Annotated in this window: 16 protein-coding genes and 1 riboswitch; of the genes, 11 read left to right on the forward strand and 5 right to left on the reverse strand. The window is 38.5% G+C overall.

Annotated features, from left to right (window positions below; genetic code table 11):
• Positions 1-30: 30 nt before the first annotated feature.
• The 4 genes from DEU42_RS00985 (at position 31) to DEU42_RS01000 (ending at position 4,575) form a co-directional block, all read left to right on the forward strand.
• Positions 31-567 (forward strand): hypothetical protein, encoded by a 537-nt coding sequence (locus DEU42_RS00985; RefSeq protein WP_114756411.1) that lies wholly within the window; start codon positions 31-33, stop codon positions 565-567.
• An 85-nt stretch (positions 568-652) separates the two neighbouring features.
• Positions 653-1,201: a hypothetical protein gene (locus DEU42_RS00990; protein ID WP_147278034.1), complete on the forward strand. Its 549-nt coding sequence runs from the start codon at positions 653-655 to the stop codon at positions 1,199-1,201.
• A gap of 303 nt (positions 1,202-1,504) precedes the next feature.
• Positions 1,505-2,035 (forward strand): inorganic diphosphatase, encoded by a 531-nt coding sequence (locus DEU42_RS00995; protein ID WP_114756413.1) that lies wholly within the window; start codon positions 1,505-1,507, stop codon positions 2,033-2,035.
• A 113-nt stretch (positions 2,036-2,148) separates the two neighbouring features.
• A complete protein-coding gene (locus DEU42_RS01000) occupies positions 2,149-4,575 on the forward strand; it encodes a sodium-translocating pyrophosphatase (RefSeq protein WP_114756414.1) in 2,427 nt (808 codons plus the stop codon).
• A gap of 67 nt (positions 4,576-4,642) precedes the next feature.
• On the opposite strand, the gene DEU42_RS01005 is transcribed toward DEU42_RS01000, so the two are convergent.
• Both DEU42_RS01005 and DEU42_RS01010 read right to left on the reverse strand, forming a co-directional pair.
• Positions 4,643-5,257 carry a deoxynucleoside kinase gene (locus DEU42_RS01005; RefSeq protein WP_114756415.1) on the reverse strand — a complete coding sequence of 205 codons (615 nt, stop codon included), beginning with the start codon at positions 5,255-5,257 and terminating at the stop codon, positions 4,643-4,645.
• Positions 5,257-6,051, reverse strand: a complete 795-nt coding sequence (locus DEU42_RS01010; protein WP_114756416.1) for a hypothetical protein — start codon at positions 6,049-6,051, stop codon at positions 5,257-5,259. The genes DEU42_RS01005 and DEU42_RS01010 overlap by 1 nt, the downstream gene beginning before the upstream one ends.
• A gap of 135 nt (positions 6,052-6,186) precedes the next feature.
• On the opposite strand from DEU42_RS01010, the gene DEU42_RS01015 reads away from it, so the two are divergent.
• The 4 genes from DEU42_RS01015 (at position 6,187) to DEU42_RS01030 (ending at position 11,230) form a co-directional block, all read left to right on the forward strand.
• Complete coding sequence (locus tag DEU42_RS01015) at positions 6,187-6,999, forward strand: GLPGLI family protein (protein ID WP_114756417.1); 813 nt, start codon at positions 6,187-6,189, stop codon at positions 6,997-6,999.
• An 80-nt stretch (positions 7,000-7,079) separates the two neighbouring features.
• Positions 7,080-7,967 (forward strand): GLPGLI family protein, encoded by an 888-nt coding sequence (locus DEU42_RS01020; RefSeq protein WP_114756418.1) that lies wholly within the window; start codon positions 7,080-7,082, stop codon positions 7,965-7,967.
• Between the two features lie 88 nt (positions 7,968-8,055).
• The gene (locus tag DEU42_RS01025; protein WP_114756602.1) at positions 8,056-10,800 is read left to right on the forward strand and encodes a TonB-dependent receptor; all 2,745 of its coding nucleotides are present in this window, start codon (positions 8,056-8,058) and stop codon (positions 10,798-10,800) included.
• Between the two features lie 145 nt (positions 10,801-10,945).
• On the forward strand, positions 10,946-11,230 hold the full coding sequence (locus tag DEU42_RS01030) for a hypothetical protein (RefSeq protein WP_233506593.1): 285 nt from the start codon (positions 10,946-10,948) through the stop codon (positions 11,228-11,230).
• 88 nt (positions 11,231-11,318) lie between these two features.
• Here the strand turns inward: DEU42_RS01030 and metK are convergent, their stop codons facing one another.
• Positions 11,319-12,569 carry a methionine adenosyltransferase gene (metK, locus tag DEU42_RS01035; protein WP_114756420.1) on the reverse strand — a complete coding sequence of 417 codons (1,251 nt, stop codon included), beginning with the start codon at positions 12,567-12,569 and terminating at the stop codon, positions 11,319-11,321.
• A 718-nt stretch (positions 12,570-13,287) separates the two neighbouring features.
• On the opposite strand from metK, the gene DEU42_RS01040 reads away from it, so the two are divergent.
• Positions 13,288-13,725 (forward strand): OsmC family protein, encoded by a 438-nt coding sequence (locus tag DEU42_RS01040; RefSeq protein WP_158537837.1) that lies wholly within the window; start codon positions 13,288-13,290, stop codon positions 13,723-13,725.
• A 98-nt stretch (positions 13,726-13,823) separates the two neighbouring features.
• Entirely contained in the window at positions 13,824-14,348 is a 525-nt protein-coding gene (locus DEU42_RS01045; protein ID WP_147278036.1) for a hypothetical protein, read from the forward strand.
• Positions 14,349-14,410: 62 nt separating this feature from the next.
• Here the strand turns inward: DEU42_RS01045 and DEU42_RS01050 are convergent, their stop codons facing one another.
• Both DEU42_RS01050 and DEU42_RS01055 read right to left on the reverse strand, forming a co-directional pair.
• The gene (locus DEU42_RS01050; protein ID WP_114756423.1) at positions 14,411-14,935 is read right to left on the reverse strand and encodes a GNAT family N-acetyltransferase; all 525 of its coding nucleotides are present in this window, start codon (positions 14,933-14,935) and stop codon (positions 14,411-14,413) included.
• 19 nt (positions 14,936-14,954) lie between these two features.
• Positions 14,955-15,428, reverse strand: a complete 474-nt coding sequence (locus tag DEU42_RS01055) for a barstar family protein (RefSeq protein WP_114756424.1) — start codon at positions 15,426-15,428, stop codon at positions 14,955-14,957.
• A gap of 88 nt (positions 15,429-15,516) precedes the next feature.
• Positions 15,517-15,623, forward strand: a riboswitch (SAM riboswitch).
• Between the two features lie 176 nt (positions 15,624-15,799).
• On the opposite strand from DEU42_RS01055, the gene DEU42_RS01060 reads away from it, so the two are divergent.
• Positions 15,800-16,786 carry a homocysteine S-methyltransferase family protein gene (locus DEU42_RS01060; protein WP_114756425.1) on the forward strand — a complete coding sequence of 329 codons (987 nt, stop codon included), beginning with the start codon at positions 15,800-15,802 and terminating at the stop codon, positions 16,784-16,786.
• Positions 16,787-16,819: the final 33 nt, after the last annotated feature.

Consider the following 16,819-nt stretch of genomic DNA (forward strand, 5'->3'; position numbering starts at 1 on the left):
TAGTAATATAAACTCTGTCACTTATTTAACATGAAAAATTACCTTGTAGGGTTGTTGTTTTTTTTCTTTGCGGTATCATGTAATACAAAAAAGGAAGAAGAAATATCTTTGCCGGCCACGGCAGTGAAACATTTGGATATATCGTCAAAGGTTATAGGTGAAAATAATAAAGGAGAATATGTTGTATCAACCGATGACTCTATAACTAAGTATTTGGAAAGCAGGTTAAGGGAGTGTTTTGGATTGTCTGATAGTATAAGTTTTTCTAAATTCAAAATTATAAAGACCACCACTCAAGGCGAATCAGCAAAAGACAGTTTTCTTTTTTTAACGAATACTTCTGATGAATTGGCTTCAATTGCACTGTTTGTAGATTTAAAAGGCGATAAGTTTTACTTTAGAATCAATGAAGGAACTAAGACAGTTTCCAGTGAAGTAATTATGTGTAAGAAAGAAAATGTAGGAGTGGACTGTAAACCTCTTGTTTTAATTCATGGCGGAAAAGAGCGTATGATATGTGATTCGTCAGGTAATTGTGAAAAAACGGGAGGGAAAGTCTGGTGGTGATTTTTTAACATTAGCTTTTGGAATATTTCTATTATTTGTTTTATTTTAGAGAAAATAAATCCAACTAAAAAAACAATCAATTATTATGAAGAAAATTATGTTAAAGGGACTGATTTGTGCTCTTATGTTAAGTGTTTTCTGGAGTTGTAGTACCGAGAATGATGTGCAGATGCAAAGCACTACTCAGGTTCAGCAAAAAACAGGAGATGTTTTGTCTGGTGTTATAGGACAAAATTTAGGTAATGGAATATATAAGATTGTTGTCGACGAAAGGGAACTTATGAGTGCTTTGGAAGATGTAGCACTTCAGGAAAACGGAGTTCAGATTAAAATTGACAATATAAGTATTGTAAATAAATTTGCTACAAATTCTCCGTCAATACCTTTTCCTGTTCTTACGGGAGGTGGTCTAAGTACTGATGGTTCTTCTATGTCATTTGCGTATGTGCTGGCTGAGGTGAATAATAATTTTATGATTGGTTCTTCAGGACATGAGCGTCCGCCTTTAGTTATGTGCAGGGGGTGTGCAAGAGGTTGTTTCCTTGAATTTTATGAATTAGATGCAACGCACCTTCTTGGGTATTGTGATTCTGCCGGATGTGGCGATTATTGCTTCAGAATTAAGTTAGAATAGTAACTTTTGAATAATATAAAACAAAACCTGCTCAGTTTTTTAGAGCAGGTTTTTTTATGAACAAAGGGTATGGTTGGTTCGATAATATTTCAAATTATATAGATTACTGTGAAATTTTAGATTGCTTATAATGCCCTGTTTTGCTGAAATAATATTGTTATACTAAATAGATAGGGTTGTTGGTATTAAATTACGGTAAACTCAAGCTGAATGCCGCGTTTTTAATAGGGTAAAGCTTTGCAAAACAGTATTTTTGTACTACTTTTGCACCCGCTTAAATACCAATATAAAGATTTAGTAAAGATGACAGCAGCAAGATTAAAGACGTTTGACGTGCTTATTGAAATCCCTAAAGGGAGCAGAAACAAATATGAATATGACTTTCAGTTAAAGAAAATACGTTATGACAGAATGCTGTTCTCGTCTATGATGTATCCTGCTGATTATGGTTTTATTCCTGAAACATTAGCACTTGATGGTGATCCGCTTGATATTCTTGTGCTTGTAACTGAGCCTACTTTCCCTGGTTGTGTTATGGAAGTTAAGCCTATCGGTGTTTTCCATATGGCAGATGAAAAAGGTCCGGATGAAAAAATTATCTGTGTACCTGTATCAGACCCAATCTGGAACAAACTTAGCGACCTTAACGAAGTAAATCCTCACCTAATTAAAGAGATTGAGCACTTCTTCCAGGTGTATAAAGATCTTGAAAACAAGAAAGTTGACGTAGGTGGATGGGGTGATGCTGCCGAAGCACGCGAAATCATTGACCAATGTGTAGATCGTTTTGAAGCTCTTGAGAACAGACCTGAAGAATTATTCAGTATCAGATAAGAAGTTTTCATAAGATATTATCAAAAAAAGCAATATTCTGTTAAAGAGTGTTGCTTTTTTTATTTTGGTTTTTGTTACATTTACAATATTAACAACAAACCAAAACTTTATTTATGGATTCAATAATGATTTACGTGCCCGTGATTATGGCCGTTTTGGGACTGCTTTTTATGGTAGCCAAAAGATCATGGGTTTTGAAACAGGATGCCGGAGATGGCAAGATGAAGGAAATTTCAGATTACATCTATGAAGGTGCCCTGGCCTTCCTTAAAGCAGAATACAGGTTACTTACAATTTTTGTTATTATAGCGAGTGTGGCACTCGCAGGGATAACATTTTTACCGGGAGCTAAAACACATCTCCTTATTGTTATCGCCTTTATCTTTGGGGCTATATTTTCGGCACTGGCAGGAAATATGGGGATGAAGATAGCCACTAAAACAAACGTGCGTACTACGCAAGCTGCGCGAAGCAGCCTTCCTCAGGCTTTAAAAGTATCTTTTGGCGGAGGAACTGTAATGGGACTTGGTGTTGCCGGTTTGGCCGTTTTAGGGCTTACCGGTTTTTTTATATTCTTTTTTCACTATTTCATGGGCGGTACATGGACTACTGCTGCTGATATGACCGTAGTGCTCGAAACGCTTGCAGGATTTTCACTTGGTGCTGAATCTATTGCATTGTTTGCCCGTGTAGGTGGTGGTATTTACACTAAAGCTGCCGACGTAGGTGCCGACCTGGTAGGTAAGGTTGAGGCTGGGATTCCTGAAGATGATCCGCGTAATCCGGCAACTATTGCCGATAACGTAGGTGATAATGTGGGAGATGTTGCCGGTATGGGAGCCGACCTTTTTGGATCGTATGTAGCAACGGTGTTGGCGGCAATGGTATTGGGTAATTATGTGTTGAGGGATATACTTGTTGCTAACCCAACATTCACGGATGCATTTGGAGGTATCGGGCCTATATTATTGCCAATGGCAATTGCCGGTTTTGGTATATTGTTTTCTATTGTGGGTACCATGCTGGTTAAGATAAAAGATAATAACGCCAAAGAGGCACAGGTACAGGGCGCTCTTAATGTGGGTAACTGGGTATCGATCGTTCTGGTGGCTATTTCATGTTATTTCCTTGTGCAATACATGCTTCCTCAAATTATGACTATGCAGTTTTATGGAGAAGGCAGTAAAGAAATATCATCTTTGAGGGTTTTTGGAGCCTGTATAGTGGGACTTTTTGTGGGAGGTGTTATTTCTTCAGTTACGGAATATTACACTGGACTTGGTAAAAAACCTATTCTTGCCATTGTACAAAAATCAAGTACCGGAGCAGGAACCAATATTATTGCCGGACTTGCTACGGGAATGGTATCTACGTTTCCAACGGTATTATTATTTGCCGGTGCTATCTGGGGTTCTTATGCCCTGGCAGGATTCTACGGTGTGGCACTTGCAGCATCTGCTATGATGGCTACTACCGCAATGCAGCTGGCTATTGATGCTTTCGGGCCAATATCAGATAATGCTGGAGGTATCGCTGAGATGAGTGAACTGCCTAAAGAAGTGCGTACACGTACTGATATTTTAGACTCTGTGGGTAATACAACGGCTGCAACAGGCAAGGGGTTTGCAATTGCCTCAGCGGCACTTACGTCACTGGCGCTGTTTGCTGCTTATGTAACCTTTACAGGTATAGATGGTATCAATATATTTAAAGCGCCTGTATTGGCTATGCTTTTTGTTGGAGGTATGGTTCCTGTAGTGTTTTCTGCTTTGGCCATGAACTCTGTGGGTAAAGCAGCAATGGATATGGTATATGAAGTTAGAAGGCAGTTTAGGGAAATTCCGGGTATTATGGAAGGTACTGGCAAGCCTGAATATGGTAAATGTGTTGAGATATCTACTAAGGCTGCCCTTAGGGAGATGATGTTGCCGGGAATACTGACAATTGGTTTTCCAATAGCAATTGCATTATTGGGAATGCTTATTTATCCGGATAATAACCAGCTTGTAGCTGAAATGCTAGGCGGGTATATGGCAGGTGTAACTGTATCAGGTGTGCTTTGGGCGGTGTTCCAGAACAATGCCGGAGGTGCGTGGGATAATGCTAAAAAATCATTTGAGGCTGGTGTAATGATCAATGGGGAGATGACTTATAAAGGTTCTGATGCGCATAAAGCAGCGGTAACCGGTGATACAGTTGGCGATCCTTTTAAAGATACATCAGGGCCATCGATGAATATCCTAATCAAGCTGTCGTGTCTTATTGGACTTGTTATAGCGCCTATATTAGGTAGCCATACCGAAGGAACTGAAATTATGAATGTTCAGGCGGCAACAGTTATTGAGCAACCGGTAGTTACAGGACAGGAATCGACCACTGAGATTTCCATTGACCGTCAGAAAAATGCTGATGGTAAAGTTACTGCAACAGTAACGATTTCAACCAAAACAAGTAGTGAAGAGGTTAAAACTGAACAAAAGGTTTTTGAAGGTACGGAGGATGAAGTAAATGCACAGATAGAAGCTGTTAAAAAGAAATAAGTTAAACCTAATATATTTAAATGAAAATGCCCCTTAGTAAAATGAGGGGCATTTTTTATATGTGCTGTTAAAATAATCCGTTGAGTTCGGCATTGATTCGGTTGATGATCTCACCAAGATCTTCCGGGTTGTCTACAAAATTATTTTTGTCAACATCAATGATCAGCAATTTACCTTTGTCATAATTCTGGATCCAGGCTTCATAGCGTTCATTCAGACGGCTTAAATATTCGATTGATATGGTGTTTTCGTAATCACGGCCACGTTTATGGATTTGTTTTACCAGGTTAGGGATCGAACTACGAAGGTAAATCAGCAAATCAGGTGGGCCAACAAAACTTTCCATCATGTCAAACAGTGTTTTATAGTTGTTATAATCACGATTTGTCATTAGTCCCATAGCATGCAGGTTAGGGGCAAAAATATGAGAGTCTTCATAAATAGTCCTGTCCTGTATGGTGTTTTTTCCGCTTTGGCGAATTTGCATTACCTGGCTAAAACGGGTGTTAAGGAAATATACCTGAAGGTTGAATGACCAACGTTCCATTTGGTGGTAAAAATCGTCGAGGTAAGGATTGTCTACCACGTCTTCATAATGTGGTTCCCACTTAAAATGTTTAGATAACAGCCCGGTAAGTGTTGTTTTTCCGGCACCAATGTTTCCTGCTACAGCTATATGCATTATTTAGGTAATGTTATTTTATATGTGTTGATTTCGGAGTCTGTAAAAATAGTTAAAATTTGGGCTGCATAATGAAAATTGCGCAAGCTTTTTTCAACTGTTAGTATTGGGGTTTTGCTTTGTTTTTCAAGGTTGTAGAAATATAATTTATTGTCATTTTCATATATCAGCTCATTGCCGGATAATATTTGCACCCTGTTAAAATCCGGGACAGCTCCCATGGAGGCTACATTGCCAAAAATATTTACCCTGTAACTATTGTTATGGCTGTCTATCCAGTAAAAATAATTGTAATCATTCTGGTAATATTTTATGCTGTCGTTAAACGGTGGAGTTATGGTTTTAAAATTACCGGATGCAAGATCATACAAACCTAATTGTTGCGACGTCATATCATACAGCCATAGTTTATTTTGCGAAGCGAGTCCTGCGGCTTCGGCAATGAGGGGTTGTTGCAGGTCTGAGAAATTAATACGTGATGTTTCATTCAGTTGGTTGTCGAGCAGGACAACAGTATTGAATTTTCGATAAAACAATACGATTTGTAAAGGGTTTTGTATATCAGCCCTATAAATTTCGCCTAATGAAACACTCCTGTATTTAAGAGTCTGTTTGTCTTTTGTTTTCCTGAATTCGTTATCTGCAATGGTGTATTCCCATCCAAAGGCATCCATGCCAAGGTAGCGCTGCGTTACTGCTTTTGAATTTGACAGCAGTTTTACAGGGATTTCCAATTCTTGTGCAGTTATGGAATTCCAGCAAATAAGGACGATAATCAGGAGTAGTTTTTTCATTAGTCGAAAAATACAAAAAATAGACAGAATAGCAACCGAAGACTGCGTTAACATTCGTTAACACTAAATAAAACTGGATAACCGTAAATAAAATTGTGCAGGATTAATTTAGCCGTATAAACAAAAAGTAAAATCATGAAAAAACTAGCATTATTTACCGTGTTAAGCCTGGGTGCTATAAACTGCACCTTAGCTCAGGAATTCAGGGGTCAGGCTACATACGAATCGCAGGTGACACTTCCGGAAGGCGTAAGCACAGAAACCCCTCAGATGGATGATGAAACCAATAAGCTTATTGAAGAAGCGCTGGCAAATGCCTTGAATAGAACATATATCCTGAATTTTGATAAGAATGCATCGTTATATCAGGAAGAAAAAAAATTAACCCCTAACAATCCTTCTATTGCTATAGCAATAAGTACAGGTGCAGAGGGAGTTGAGTATAAGAATGTGAAAGAGAAAAAAATGGTAACTGAAACCACACTCTTTGATAAAGAATTCCTTATTGTTGACAGTCTTCAGAAATTTGACTGGAAGTTAGAAAAGGAAACGAAAAAAATAGGAAACTATACCTGTTATAAAGCCGTTGCCGTTTTAAAATCTGCTGAAGAATCTGAGGAGGAAAAGGCCGATAAAACGGTATTCTTAGGAGAGCCTAAAGACACCAAAATTATTGCATGGTACGCTCCTGAAATTCCGGTAAGTCATGGGCCGGGTGCCTATTGGGGTTTACCGGGGCTTATTCTTGAAGTAAATGACGGTATAACCACGCTTTTGTGCTCAAAAATCGTTTTAAATTCTAAAGATAAGACCGAGATTAAAGCACCTAAAAAAGGTAAAAAAGTTTCGGCTGCAGAGTACAGGAAAATAGAAGAAGAAAAAGCCAAAGAGTTTGAGCAACAGCATGAGCAGGATGGTAACAGCATAATAATTAATATGGGGGGATAATTTTTTAAGAAAAAAACGGTTATCCCCGGTAACAAAAAGGGTTTGAGATAGTCTTATCAGTAAAAGACATAATCCATATCATGAAAAAAATATTCTTTACCCTTTTTGTTGCCATTTTTTCTATGCTTAGCATAAATGCCCAAAATTTTCAGGGAATGGCTATCTATGAATCTAAAACAAGTATTGGAGATAAAATGCCAAAATTTGACGACAAGCAAATCCCGCCCGATATGCAAAAAATGATTGAGGAACGCATGAAGGCAATGTTCGAAAAAACCTTTGTTCTGAATTTTGATAAAACGGCTTCTATTTATGCTGAAGAGGAAAAGCTTGATGCTGGGGATGAAATGAGCAGAGGGTTTAAAATGATGGGCTCTATGATGGGCGGGGGAGGAAAGCAGTATAAGAACATAAAGGATAAGACGATACTGCAGGAAAAAGAGATTTTTGGTAAAGAGTTTCTGGTTTCGGATACGTTACCACAAATTAAGTGGACTATGGGTACTGAAACTAAAAAAATAGGAGAGTATACCTGTTATAAAGCTACTGCTGTGGTGCCTACTGATAAATCGAACATGATGAACTACCGTCCAAAAAAAGGACAGGAAGAAAAACTTAAGAACTTAAAGCAGGAAGACGCCCAGAAAACCAACTTTATGGATATGGTAGAAATGCCTAAAGATAAAACAATAACAGCATGGTATACACCAGAGGTGCCTGTAAGCCAGGGACCTGAAAATTACTATGGTCTTCCGGGGCTTATCCTTGAGGTGACCGATGGTGTAACTACAATACTTTGCTCAAAAGTGGTGCTGAATCCTAAAGAAAAAGCCGAAATAAAACCACTAAAAAAAGGGGAGAAAGTTACTCAGGCTGAATTTGCCGATATCATGATGAAAAAGATGAAGGAACTCCAGGAAATGGGAGGTCCGGGAGGCAGACCTGGTGGCATGAGAATCGGCGGATAATCAATTTCCGGATGATTGATTTTTATGACAACTTTAGTTGTTTGGGCGTAGCTATGTCCAAAAAGCACAAACCAAAAAACATCACACAATGAAAAAGTATCTTACTGCATTGCTTTTACTTATTACGGTTTCAGCATTTGCACAAAATATCCGCATGCAGGGAACAATCAAAGATTCTACCGGCGTAGCGCTTGAAATGGCCAATGTTATGGCTGTAAATAAGGCAACCAATAGCATGGACTCTTACGGTATTACTGACGAGGCAGGCAGGTATCAGTTATCTTTGGCGGCTAACAGCACTTACACCATAAAAGCAAGTTATATTGGCTATGTTCCGTTTGAAATTACGGTTACTACAGGAGCAGAAAATATCATTAAGAATATCGTTCTTAAACAGGGTATAGAACTTAGTGGAATAGAAATAGTACACGAAATGCCTGTAACCATAAAAGGCGATACCATCGTGTATAATTCAGATTCATTTACGAATGGCAGTGAACGGAAACTTGGCGATGTTTTGAAAAAACTTCCGGGAGTTGTGGTTGACAAGGATGGTGGTGTTACTGTAGAAGGGAAAGAGGTGTCTAAGCTAATGGTTGAAGGTAAAGACTTTTTTGATGGTGATACTAAACTTGGTGTGCAGAATATTCCGGCTGACGCGATAAGTAAGGTTGAGGTACTGCGTAATTATAATGAAATAAGCCAGCTTAAAGGGGTAGAGAATAACCAGGATAATGTAGCAATGAACATTAAGTTAAAAGAAGGTAAAAAGAACTTTTGGTTTGGAGATGTGAGTGCAGGAGCAAGTATTGGAGATGGCGATCGTTATCTGGTAAACCCTAAACTGTTTTATTACAATCCTAAGTTTAGCTTCAATTTTATTGGAAACCTCAATAATAATGGAGAACTGCCGCTTACTATGCAGGATTATTTTAAGTTTTCAGGAGGATTTAGGAACCTTATGAAAAAAGGAGGAACAACCTTCAACATTGGTTCTAACGATTTGGGTCTTTCGCTTATGCGTAATAATCGGGCTAAGGAGATCGAAACCAAATTTGGAGCGGCAAACTTTAGTTACAACCCTACCAAAGCATGGTCGCTGAGTGGTTTTGCCATAATTAACTCCAACAAAACGGAGATGGATACCAAAACCAGAAATACATTGCTTGATCCTCTGACAGGAGAACCGCAAACCATTCAGGATACGGAAGAGGTTACAGAACAAAAGACAGATTATGCTATGGCCAAACTGAGTTCGAGCTTTAAGCCAAATAAAAATTTTCAGTTTGATTATGATGCTTTCATGAAAACCTCAGAACAAACTGAGGGTAGCGGACTTATATCATCAGTAATGCCTGAAACCAGTCAATCACAGTCGATTTATACCAATAAAAAACAAAAACCTTTCTCGTTCAATCAAAACGCAAATATATATTATACGCTGACTGATAAAAATGTTTTTGCTTTCGAAGCGCAGCATTTGTACCAGGAGGAAGATCCTTTATATAATGCTAACCTGGATAATAATCCTTTTCCGGGAGGCAGCGGTAGTTTATCAGGGTTAGTTTTGGAGCCTGCCAATCGTTATGATATTACTCAAAACCGTTTTATAAAAACGAATAAGGCAGATGCAAAACTGGATTACTATTATTCACTCACACCGAAAAGTATCATCAATGTTACCTTAGGTGAGGCCTATTTATATCAGAGTTTTAATTCTTCTCTTTTCCAGCTTCTGGATGATAACACTCAGAATGACCTTGGCCCAACTACAGCTAATAATGTTCGCTATGGCTTAAATGATGCATTTGTAGGACTTCATTACCGATTTATTACCGGTAAGTTTGAGTTTAATCCCGGAGTGACAGCGCATAGCTATAACATGTACAATGACCAGTTAGGAACAAGGGTAGAGAATAATTTCTTTAGGGTATTGCCGGATGTTTTTGCCCAGTTTCAGATTAAAAAATCGGAGAGGCTTACCTATAACTACTCAATGACTACTGACTTTACCGATGTGTCTGACTTTGCAAGAGGATTGGTACTTAATAGTTATAAATCATTGTTTCAGGGTAACAGGAACCTTAAAAACGGATTGTACCAAAACCACTCGCTGAACTATTTTAAATACAATATGTTCAACTTTACCCAGATTTATGGTAATGTTACTTATAATCATAGAATGGACGCTATAAAAAGCCTTTCTTCTTTTGATGGTATAAACCAGATAAGCACGGTAGAGAATTCTCCGTTTGCCGATGAGTCGCTTAGTGCTGCTGCAGGATACAACAGGAGCTTTGCCCGATTTTATAAAGCTTCACTGAATGTAAATGTTTCATGGAATAAATTTAATAACTTCAGGTACGATCCGCTAACCGGTGCAGAAGTTACTATCGCAAACTCCATAAGACAGACGAGTGAGCAGTTTTCGCAGACGTATGTTGGAAGTATAGGAACCAATTACAAACAATGGCCAAATCTTGAAGTGGGATATTCGCTTACGGTAAATGATTATGCCGATAATAAATTTTATAACCATAGTCCGTTCGTGAATTTTGACTATTACTTTTGGGATGCCTTTACTGTAACAGCAAACTATGAGTATACCCATTATTACAATGATATCAAGACATCGGATAATGAATATGATTTTCTTAGTGCAGATATTATGTATCGCAAAAAAGATAGTCACTGGGAGTTTAAGGTAGGAGGAACGAACCTGTTAAACACTACATCGCTAAATGATGATAGCTTTAGCCAGGTATCTACCAGAACATCACGTTACAGGGTTCAGCCAAGATATCTCTTACTTACTATAAAATATAATCTCTAATAATTCTTACAAAAGCTGTCATTTGACAGCTTTTTTTGCATTTTATCTATATAAAATACATTGCGATTTGATTGTAAGCCTTAATTTTTATTTTTGAACTGATTTTTTAGCAAATGCCCAATCACAATCTAAAAATTAAAAGCAATTGATGACTGCTATAATGGATAAGTTTATTAAAAGCATACCACTCATAGTTGCTTTTAGTCTGTCAGTTATAATTTGGCAGGAAGGTGATTCTGACTTCAGTAATGTCACCTCGGCTATAGTGTGTGCTTCAGTTGTGGTAATGCTCGCAGCAATTATTTATATTATTTTAGATTATTTTGAACAGAGCGTTATGCCTGCAGGGAAATATATATTGCTAATGTTTAGTGCCGGAGTCATAACATTTGCAGTGCTGTATGCATGCCTCCAGTATTTTTATACCTAAAAAAGAAGTGTTATTTTTGTTTAGTTCTGAATAAAAAAAGTCCCATCTGCAAAAGCGAATGGGACTTTTATATTACAAGTTGCAGGAGTTATATTCCGAAAGCAGCTTTTACTTTTTCTACATAGTCAAGTTTTTCCCATGTAAACAGTTCTACTGTTACTTCTTTTACATCACCGCTTGGCGATTTAAAGGTTTTGGTAACCGTTTCCGGCTTGCGGCCCATGTGTCCGTAAGCAGCTGTTTCGCTGTATATAGGATTTCTAAGCTTAAGGCGTTGCTCGATAAAGTAAGGACGCATATCAAACAGTTCTTCTACTTTTTTAGCGATCTCACCATCGGTAAGGCTTAATTTAGAAGTGCCATATGTGTTTATGTAAATACCCATTGGTTTAGCAACACCAATAGCATAAGAAACCTGTACAAGGATTTCATCTGCAACACCCGCTGCTACAAGGTTTTTAGCAATATGGCGCGTTGCATAAGCAGCACTACGGTCTACTTTACTTGGGTCCTTTCCTGAGAAAGCACCACCACCGTGAGCACCTTTACCACCGTAAGTATCTACAATGATTTTTCTTCCTGTAAGTCCTGTATCACCGTGAGGTCCACCAATTACGAATTTACCTGTAGGGTTGATGTGGTACTCAATCTTATCATTGAAAAGATGCGCATACTGAGGGTTGTTTTTAATTACCCTTGGTATAAGAATCTCAATAATGTCTTTTTTTATTTTTGCAAGCATTGCAGGCTCATCAGCAAAATCGTCATGCTGTGTAGAGATAACAATAGCATCAATACGCACAGGCTTGTTGTTATTGTCATACTCAAGTGTTACCTGAGATTTTGCATCAGGGCGAAGATATGCGATTTCGCTGTTCTCACGACGAAGTGCAGCAAGTTCCTGAAGCAGTTTGTGCGACAGGTTAAGTGCTAAAGGCATATAGTCTTCAGTTTCGTTTGTAGCATAACCAAACATCATACCCTGGTCTCCTGCGCCCTGATCTTCTTTGCTGGCACGGTCTACACCCTGATTAATGTCCTGAGACTGCTCATGGATTGCACTAAGTACACCACAAGAGTTAGCTTCAAACATATACTCACTCTTAGTGTACCCAATTTTACGGATAACATCACGTGCTATCTGCTGTACATCAAGATATATTTTAGATTTTACTTCACCTGCAAGAATAACCTGTCCTGTAGTAACAAGGGTTTCGCATGCAACTTTAGACTCAGGGTCGAAAGCAAGGAAGTTGTCAATCAGTGCATCTGAAATTTGGTCAGCAATTTTATCAGGATGCCCTTCGCTCACTGATTCTGACGTAAATAAATAAGCCATAGTATTCTCTATAATTTTAGTAGAGTAAAGAGATTGCGATACGGCTAAAAAGTAGGGAGGTCCTGCTTTAGCATTTTTTCATGAGGTCGCAATCAGTCAAATCTTTCCTCTAATTTTATGCCACAAAGGTAAAAACCTAATCTGAATAAAAAAAACTGATTTAGTATTTTAATTTTAGATAGTTACGCAAAACGAAACAGGATCGGGTTTTGATAAAATGTTAAAATCACCATTGGGCTGAAAAAGTTTAAATATATAATATTTAATACCTTGTTTTCGAAAACGATATATGTTAAAATTTAAAATTTTGTTTGGTCAGGTAAAAAATACTTTCGAAGTTTGTGATATCAAAATCTGAGAAAAAAAATGAAATCAATTATTTGTCATACTTACTTCTTTATGTGGAAAGATTCTGCAGGGGTAACTGTTGACTAATTTTAGATTTAAAATTATATAACACTTAAAGCCCCTGCAACAGCAGGGGCTTTTTTATTACAATATTTTTGAACAATACGATGAAAACATTTTCTAACATATTCAACCATTTTTATTGCACATTCTGTACATGTACATGGTGTATTATGATTTTACGATGTTGCCAAAAGTATTCGACATAGATCTTAGTTTTCAAATTCAAGTGTCAGGTCCTTTTGGTTTTCCCAGCCAAAAGGACCTTTTTTTTGAATCCATCTTTTCACAAATTATAAATTTTACAGCTATGAACTCAAATTCCATCAACGTTTTAGGTTACTCAGGTAACAACAGCCAGTTTGTCGTAAAGACATTAAACGCTAACCTTCGCATTAGCGAAAATTCAAAATATCCCGAGTTGGAAGGGCCAAACCCTTACGAATATATCCTTGCAGGTTTTGCAGGCTGTATTAACGCGCTTGGGCAACAGGTGGCTACTGAGCAGGGTATTACGTTGAGGTCTTTGCAGATTGAAATAACCGGAAACCTGAAAGAGCCTAAAAAGGGCAAGAGCAGGCCGGGGTTCAATAACATAGAAATTACACTTAAGCCTGCTGCGGCTACCAGTCTTGAAACACTGCAGGAATGGCTTAAGGAGGTACAGCGCCGAAGCCCGGTTTATGATAACCTGGTAAATAACACCCCTGTGGACGTGACGCTGTTTAAGGAGTATTCCTATAACTAAGAATATAAGTTTTGTTATAAGTTGTTTTTTGTTTGTTTGTTAAGAAAACGGCCTCTGGATGGGCTAGAGGCCGTTTCTTTTTTTTTAAAATTAATCTCATGAACCATAAGATAAACATAGTGCTTTTTGGAATCGGTAAGGCCGGGAGTGCTCTCATAAATAAAGCGGTAAAAAGCCGTAAAGAACTTGCTATAGAGGAACAGATAGATATCAGGTTTCCTGTAATTACTAACTCAACACTAGCCTTTTTTGAGAAAGAAGGTGCTAAATATTCATGGGAAGCGAACTTTATTCAGTTCAGCATTCCATTTAAGCTGGAAAACGTGGTGGATTACGTATATGCCAATAACCTTGAGAACGTTGTTGCGGTAGATGCCACAGGTAGTTCTGAATTTGTAAAAGAATACGCCGGACTGGTAAAAAGTGGATTTAACCTGCTTTCTATAAACGAAAACCTAAAAGATCAGCATCCTGATTTTGAAAGCGAAGTATTACGTACCGCACTAAACCGCGGTCTCGATTATAATTTTATCGATTTGCCCAAAGGCAATGATAAGGCAGCGGCCCATGAGCTTTTTGAAGCAATACTGGCGATTGCCCAGAAAACAAAGGCTGTAGCATAAGGCAGCCCGTAATTAGATTGGTTTGGTTTTTAAAAAGACAGGAAGTAGTGTGCCTGTCTTTTTTATTTTGATATGGAGTAGATTACGTTATGCGGAAAGCCTTCATCAATTTCGCCCTCATTCCATGTAAAGCCATTCTTTTTTAAAAGTGCTAATGATCTATTGTTTTCACGATGAGTGTATGCTGTAATGGTTTTTAGGTTGAGTTTGGAGAAACCATAGTCCAATACACATTGCAATGCCTCGTTCATATAGCCTTTACCATGATATGCAGGAGATAACTCATAACCCGTTTCGGCAATAGTGCAGTCTTCAGAGAAATTCCAAAGGCAGATGAGTCCGATAAAAGTTCCGCTATCTTTAAGGGTAATCGCCCAGTTGATGCTTAGTCCTAAATCTACATTATTATTTATCCTGGCGATCCATGCCTGTGCTTCGGTAATATCGGCTACAGGGGTTCGCGCAATATATTTGTTTACAATCGGGCTGGAACGTTGCAGGTAAATAGCCTGATCATCATCCGGTGAAATTTTCCTGAGGATGAGTCTTTCAGTGGTGAGGATTGGGAACGGGTTGAAGGGGTTCATAATAATGATTTTTTGATGCCTAGTACCAATGCATTTTAAATGCTCCTAAGGGATGTAATTCAAATTTTTGATTGTCAACTTTTATAAGAACCAGAAGTCTTTCATTAAATAAAATGTGTCTCTGAGCACTACTTACAAAACAATCTATAAGTGTGTGGACAGTTTTTATATTTATCATATCCAGATTTTTGAAAACTACTACCGTGCCACTTTCTGAAATTTCAAGTTCATTCAGGCATTCATATAAAGCATCCCAGTTTTTTCCATAATAAGGAGGGAAGTGTAAATTAAGTGAAAGGTCATCGTGCATAACTTCTATATGATTGTTCCAGTCAAGGCAATCAAAATTCACTATTGAATAGTTTTCTTTTCTGAGCCATTCTAAGTCTGTCTCCAAAAGCATTTCATCATTGTAAGGCTTGATGAACCCGCGACTCATTATGTGGTAATCTAATCGTTGCCAGGTTTCAGCGTTGTTCTGGAATTTGAACATATAACATAGTTTGTTTACACGAAAATAAAACAAATTTGCAAACCACAAATTTATGTTGTTTCTTTGCAGCGTTCTTTAACACACTGATATGTTATCACGAAAGGCAGAGGGAATAGACCCGATGAAGCCTTAGCAACCCTTTATCTGTAAAGAAGGTGCTAAATTCTACCAAGCTACCGCGCGGATAGATAACACACGTAATATTGCTCTTCGCAATATTCCAACTCCCAATTTTGATGACATAATTTAAGTACAACGGTAATGAACGCAGGATTCATAACCCTGAGGTCGTTTGCTGTTTTGTTATGGGATTTTTTCAAGGTGCTCAGAAGTAACTCTGAACGCCAAACCATAAACCCGAAACTGTAAAAATGTCAAAAATACAAGACGCCATAAATGAAAGGATACTCGTGCTCGACGGAGCTATGGGTACTATGCTGCAGCGCTATAATTTTTCGGAAGAAGATTTTCGCGGAGAGCGTTTCAAAGATTTTCCACACCCACTTAAAGGTAATAATGACCTGTTGTCGCTTACGCAGCCACAGGCTATTCGCGATGTGCATGCCCAATATTTTGCGGCAGGTGCCGATATTGTAGAGACCAATACGTTTTCGGGAACTACTATCGGTATGGCGGATTACCATATGGAAGATCTGGTGTATGAACTGAATTATGAGTCGGCACGCATAGCCCGCGACGTAGCTGATGAGTTTACGGCAAAGGAGCCTCATAAGCCCCGTTTTGTTGCCGGTTCGATAGGCCCAACTAACCGTACAGCCAGTATGAGCCCCGATGTAAACGATCCGGGTTTCCGTGCTGTGACCTTTGATGATTTGCTGATTGCTTACAAAGAACAGGTAAAAGCACTTATTGATGGCGGCTGTGACCTGCTTTTGGTTGAAACCATTTTTGATACGCTGAATGCCAAAGCAGCTCTTTTTGCTATAGAAGAAGTAAAGGATGAATTAGGTCTTGATATTCCTATTATGGTTAGCGGTACGATTACCGATGCCTCAGGCCGCACGCTTTCAGGGCAAACGGTTGAGGCTTTCCTTATATCCATATCGCATTTACCATTGTTGAGTGTTGGTTTTAACTGCGCCCTTGGTGCTGACCAATTGAAACCTTACCTGAAAAGACTGGCGCATAATACTTCGTTCAGTATTTCGGCACACCCTAATGCGGGACTGCCAAATGCCTTTGGTCAGTATGACCAAACCGCTGAAGAAATGCAGGTACTCATTAAAGAATATCTTGACGATAACCTTATCAATATCATTGGCGGATGCTGTGGCACTACGCCGGAACATATCCGTCTTATATCCGAAGCGGCCAAAGATTATAAACCACGCCCCTAACCCCCGAAGGGGGAACTGAGCTTCACTCAGTTG

This window comes from Flavobacterium sp. AG291, from assembly GCF_003350375.1.
Lineage (GTDB): Bacteria > Bacteroidota > Bacteroidia > Flavobacteriales > Flavobacteriaceae > Flavobacterium > Flavobacterium suzhouense.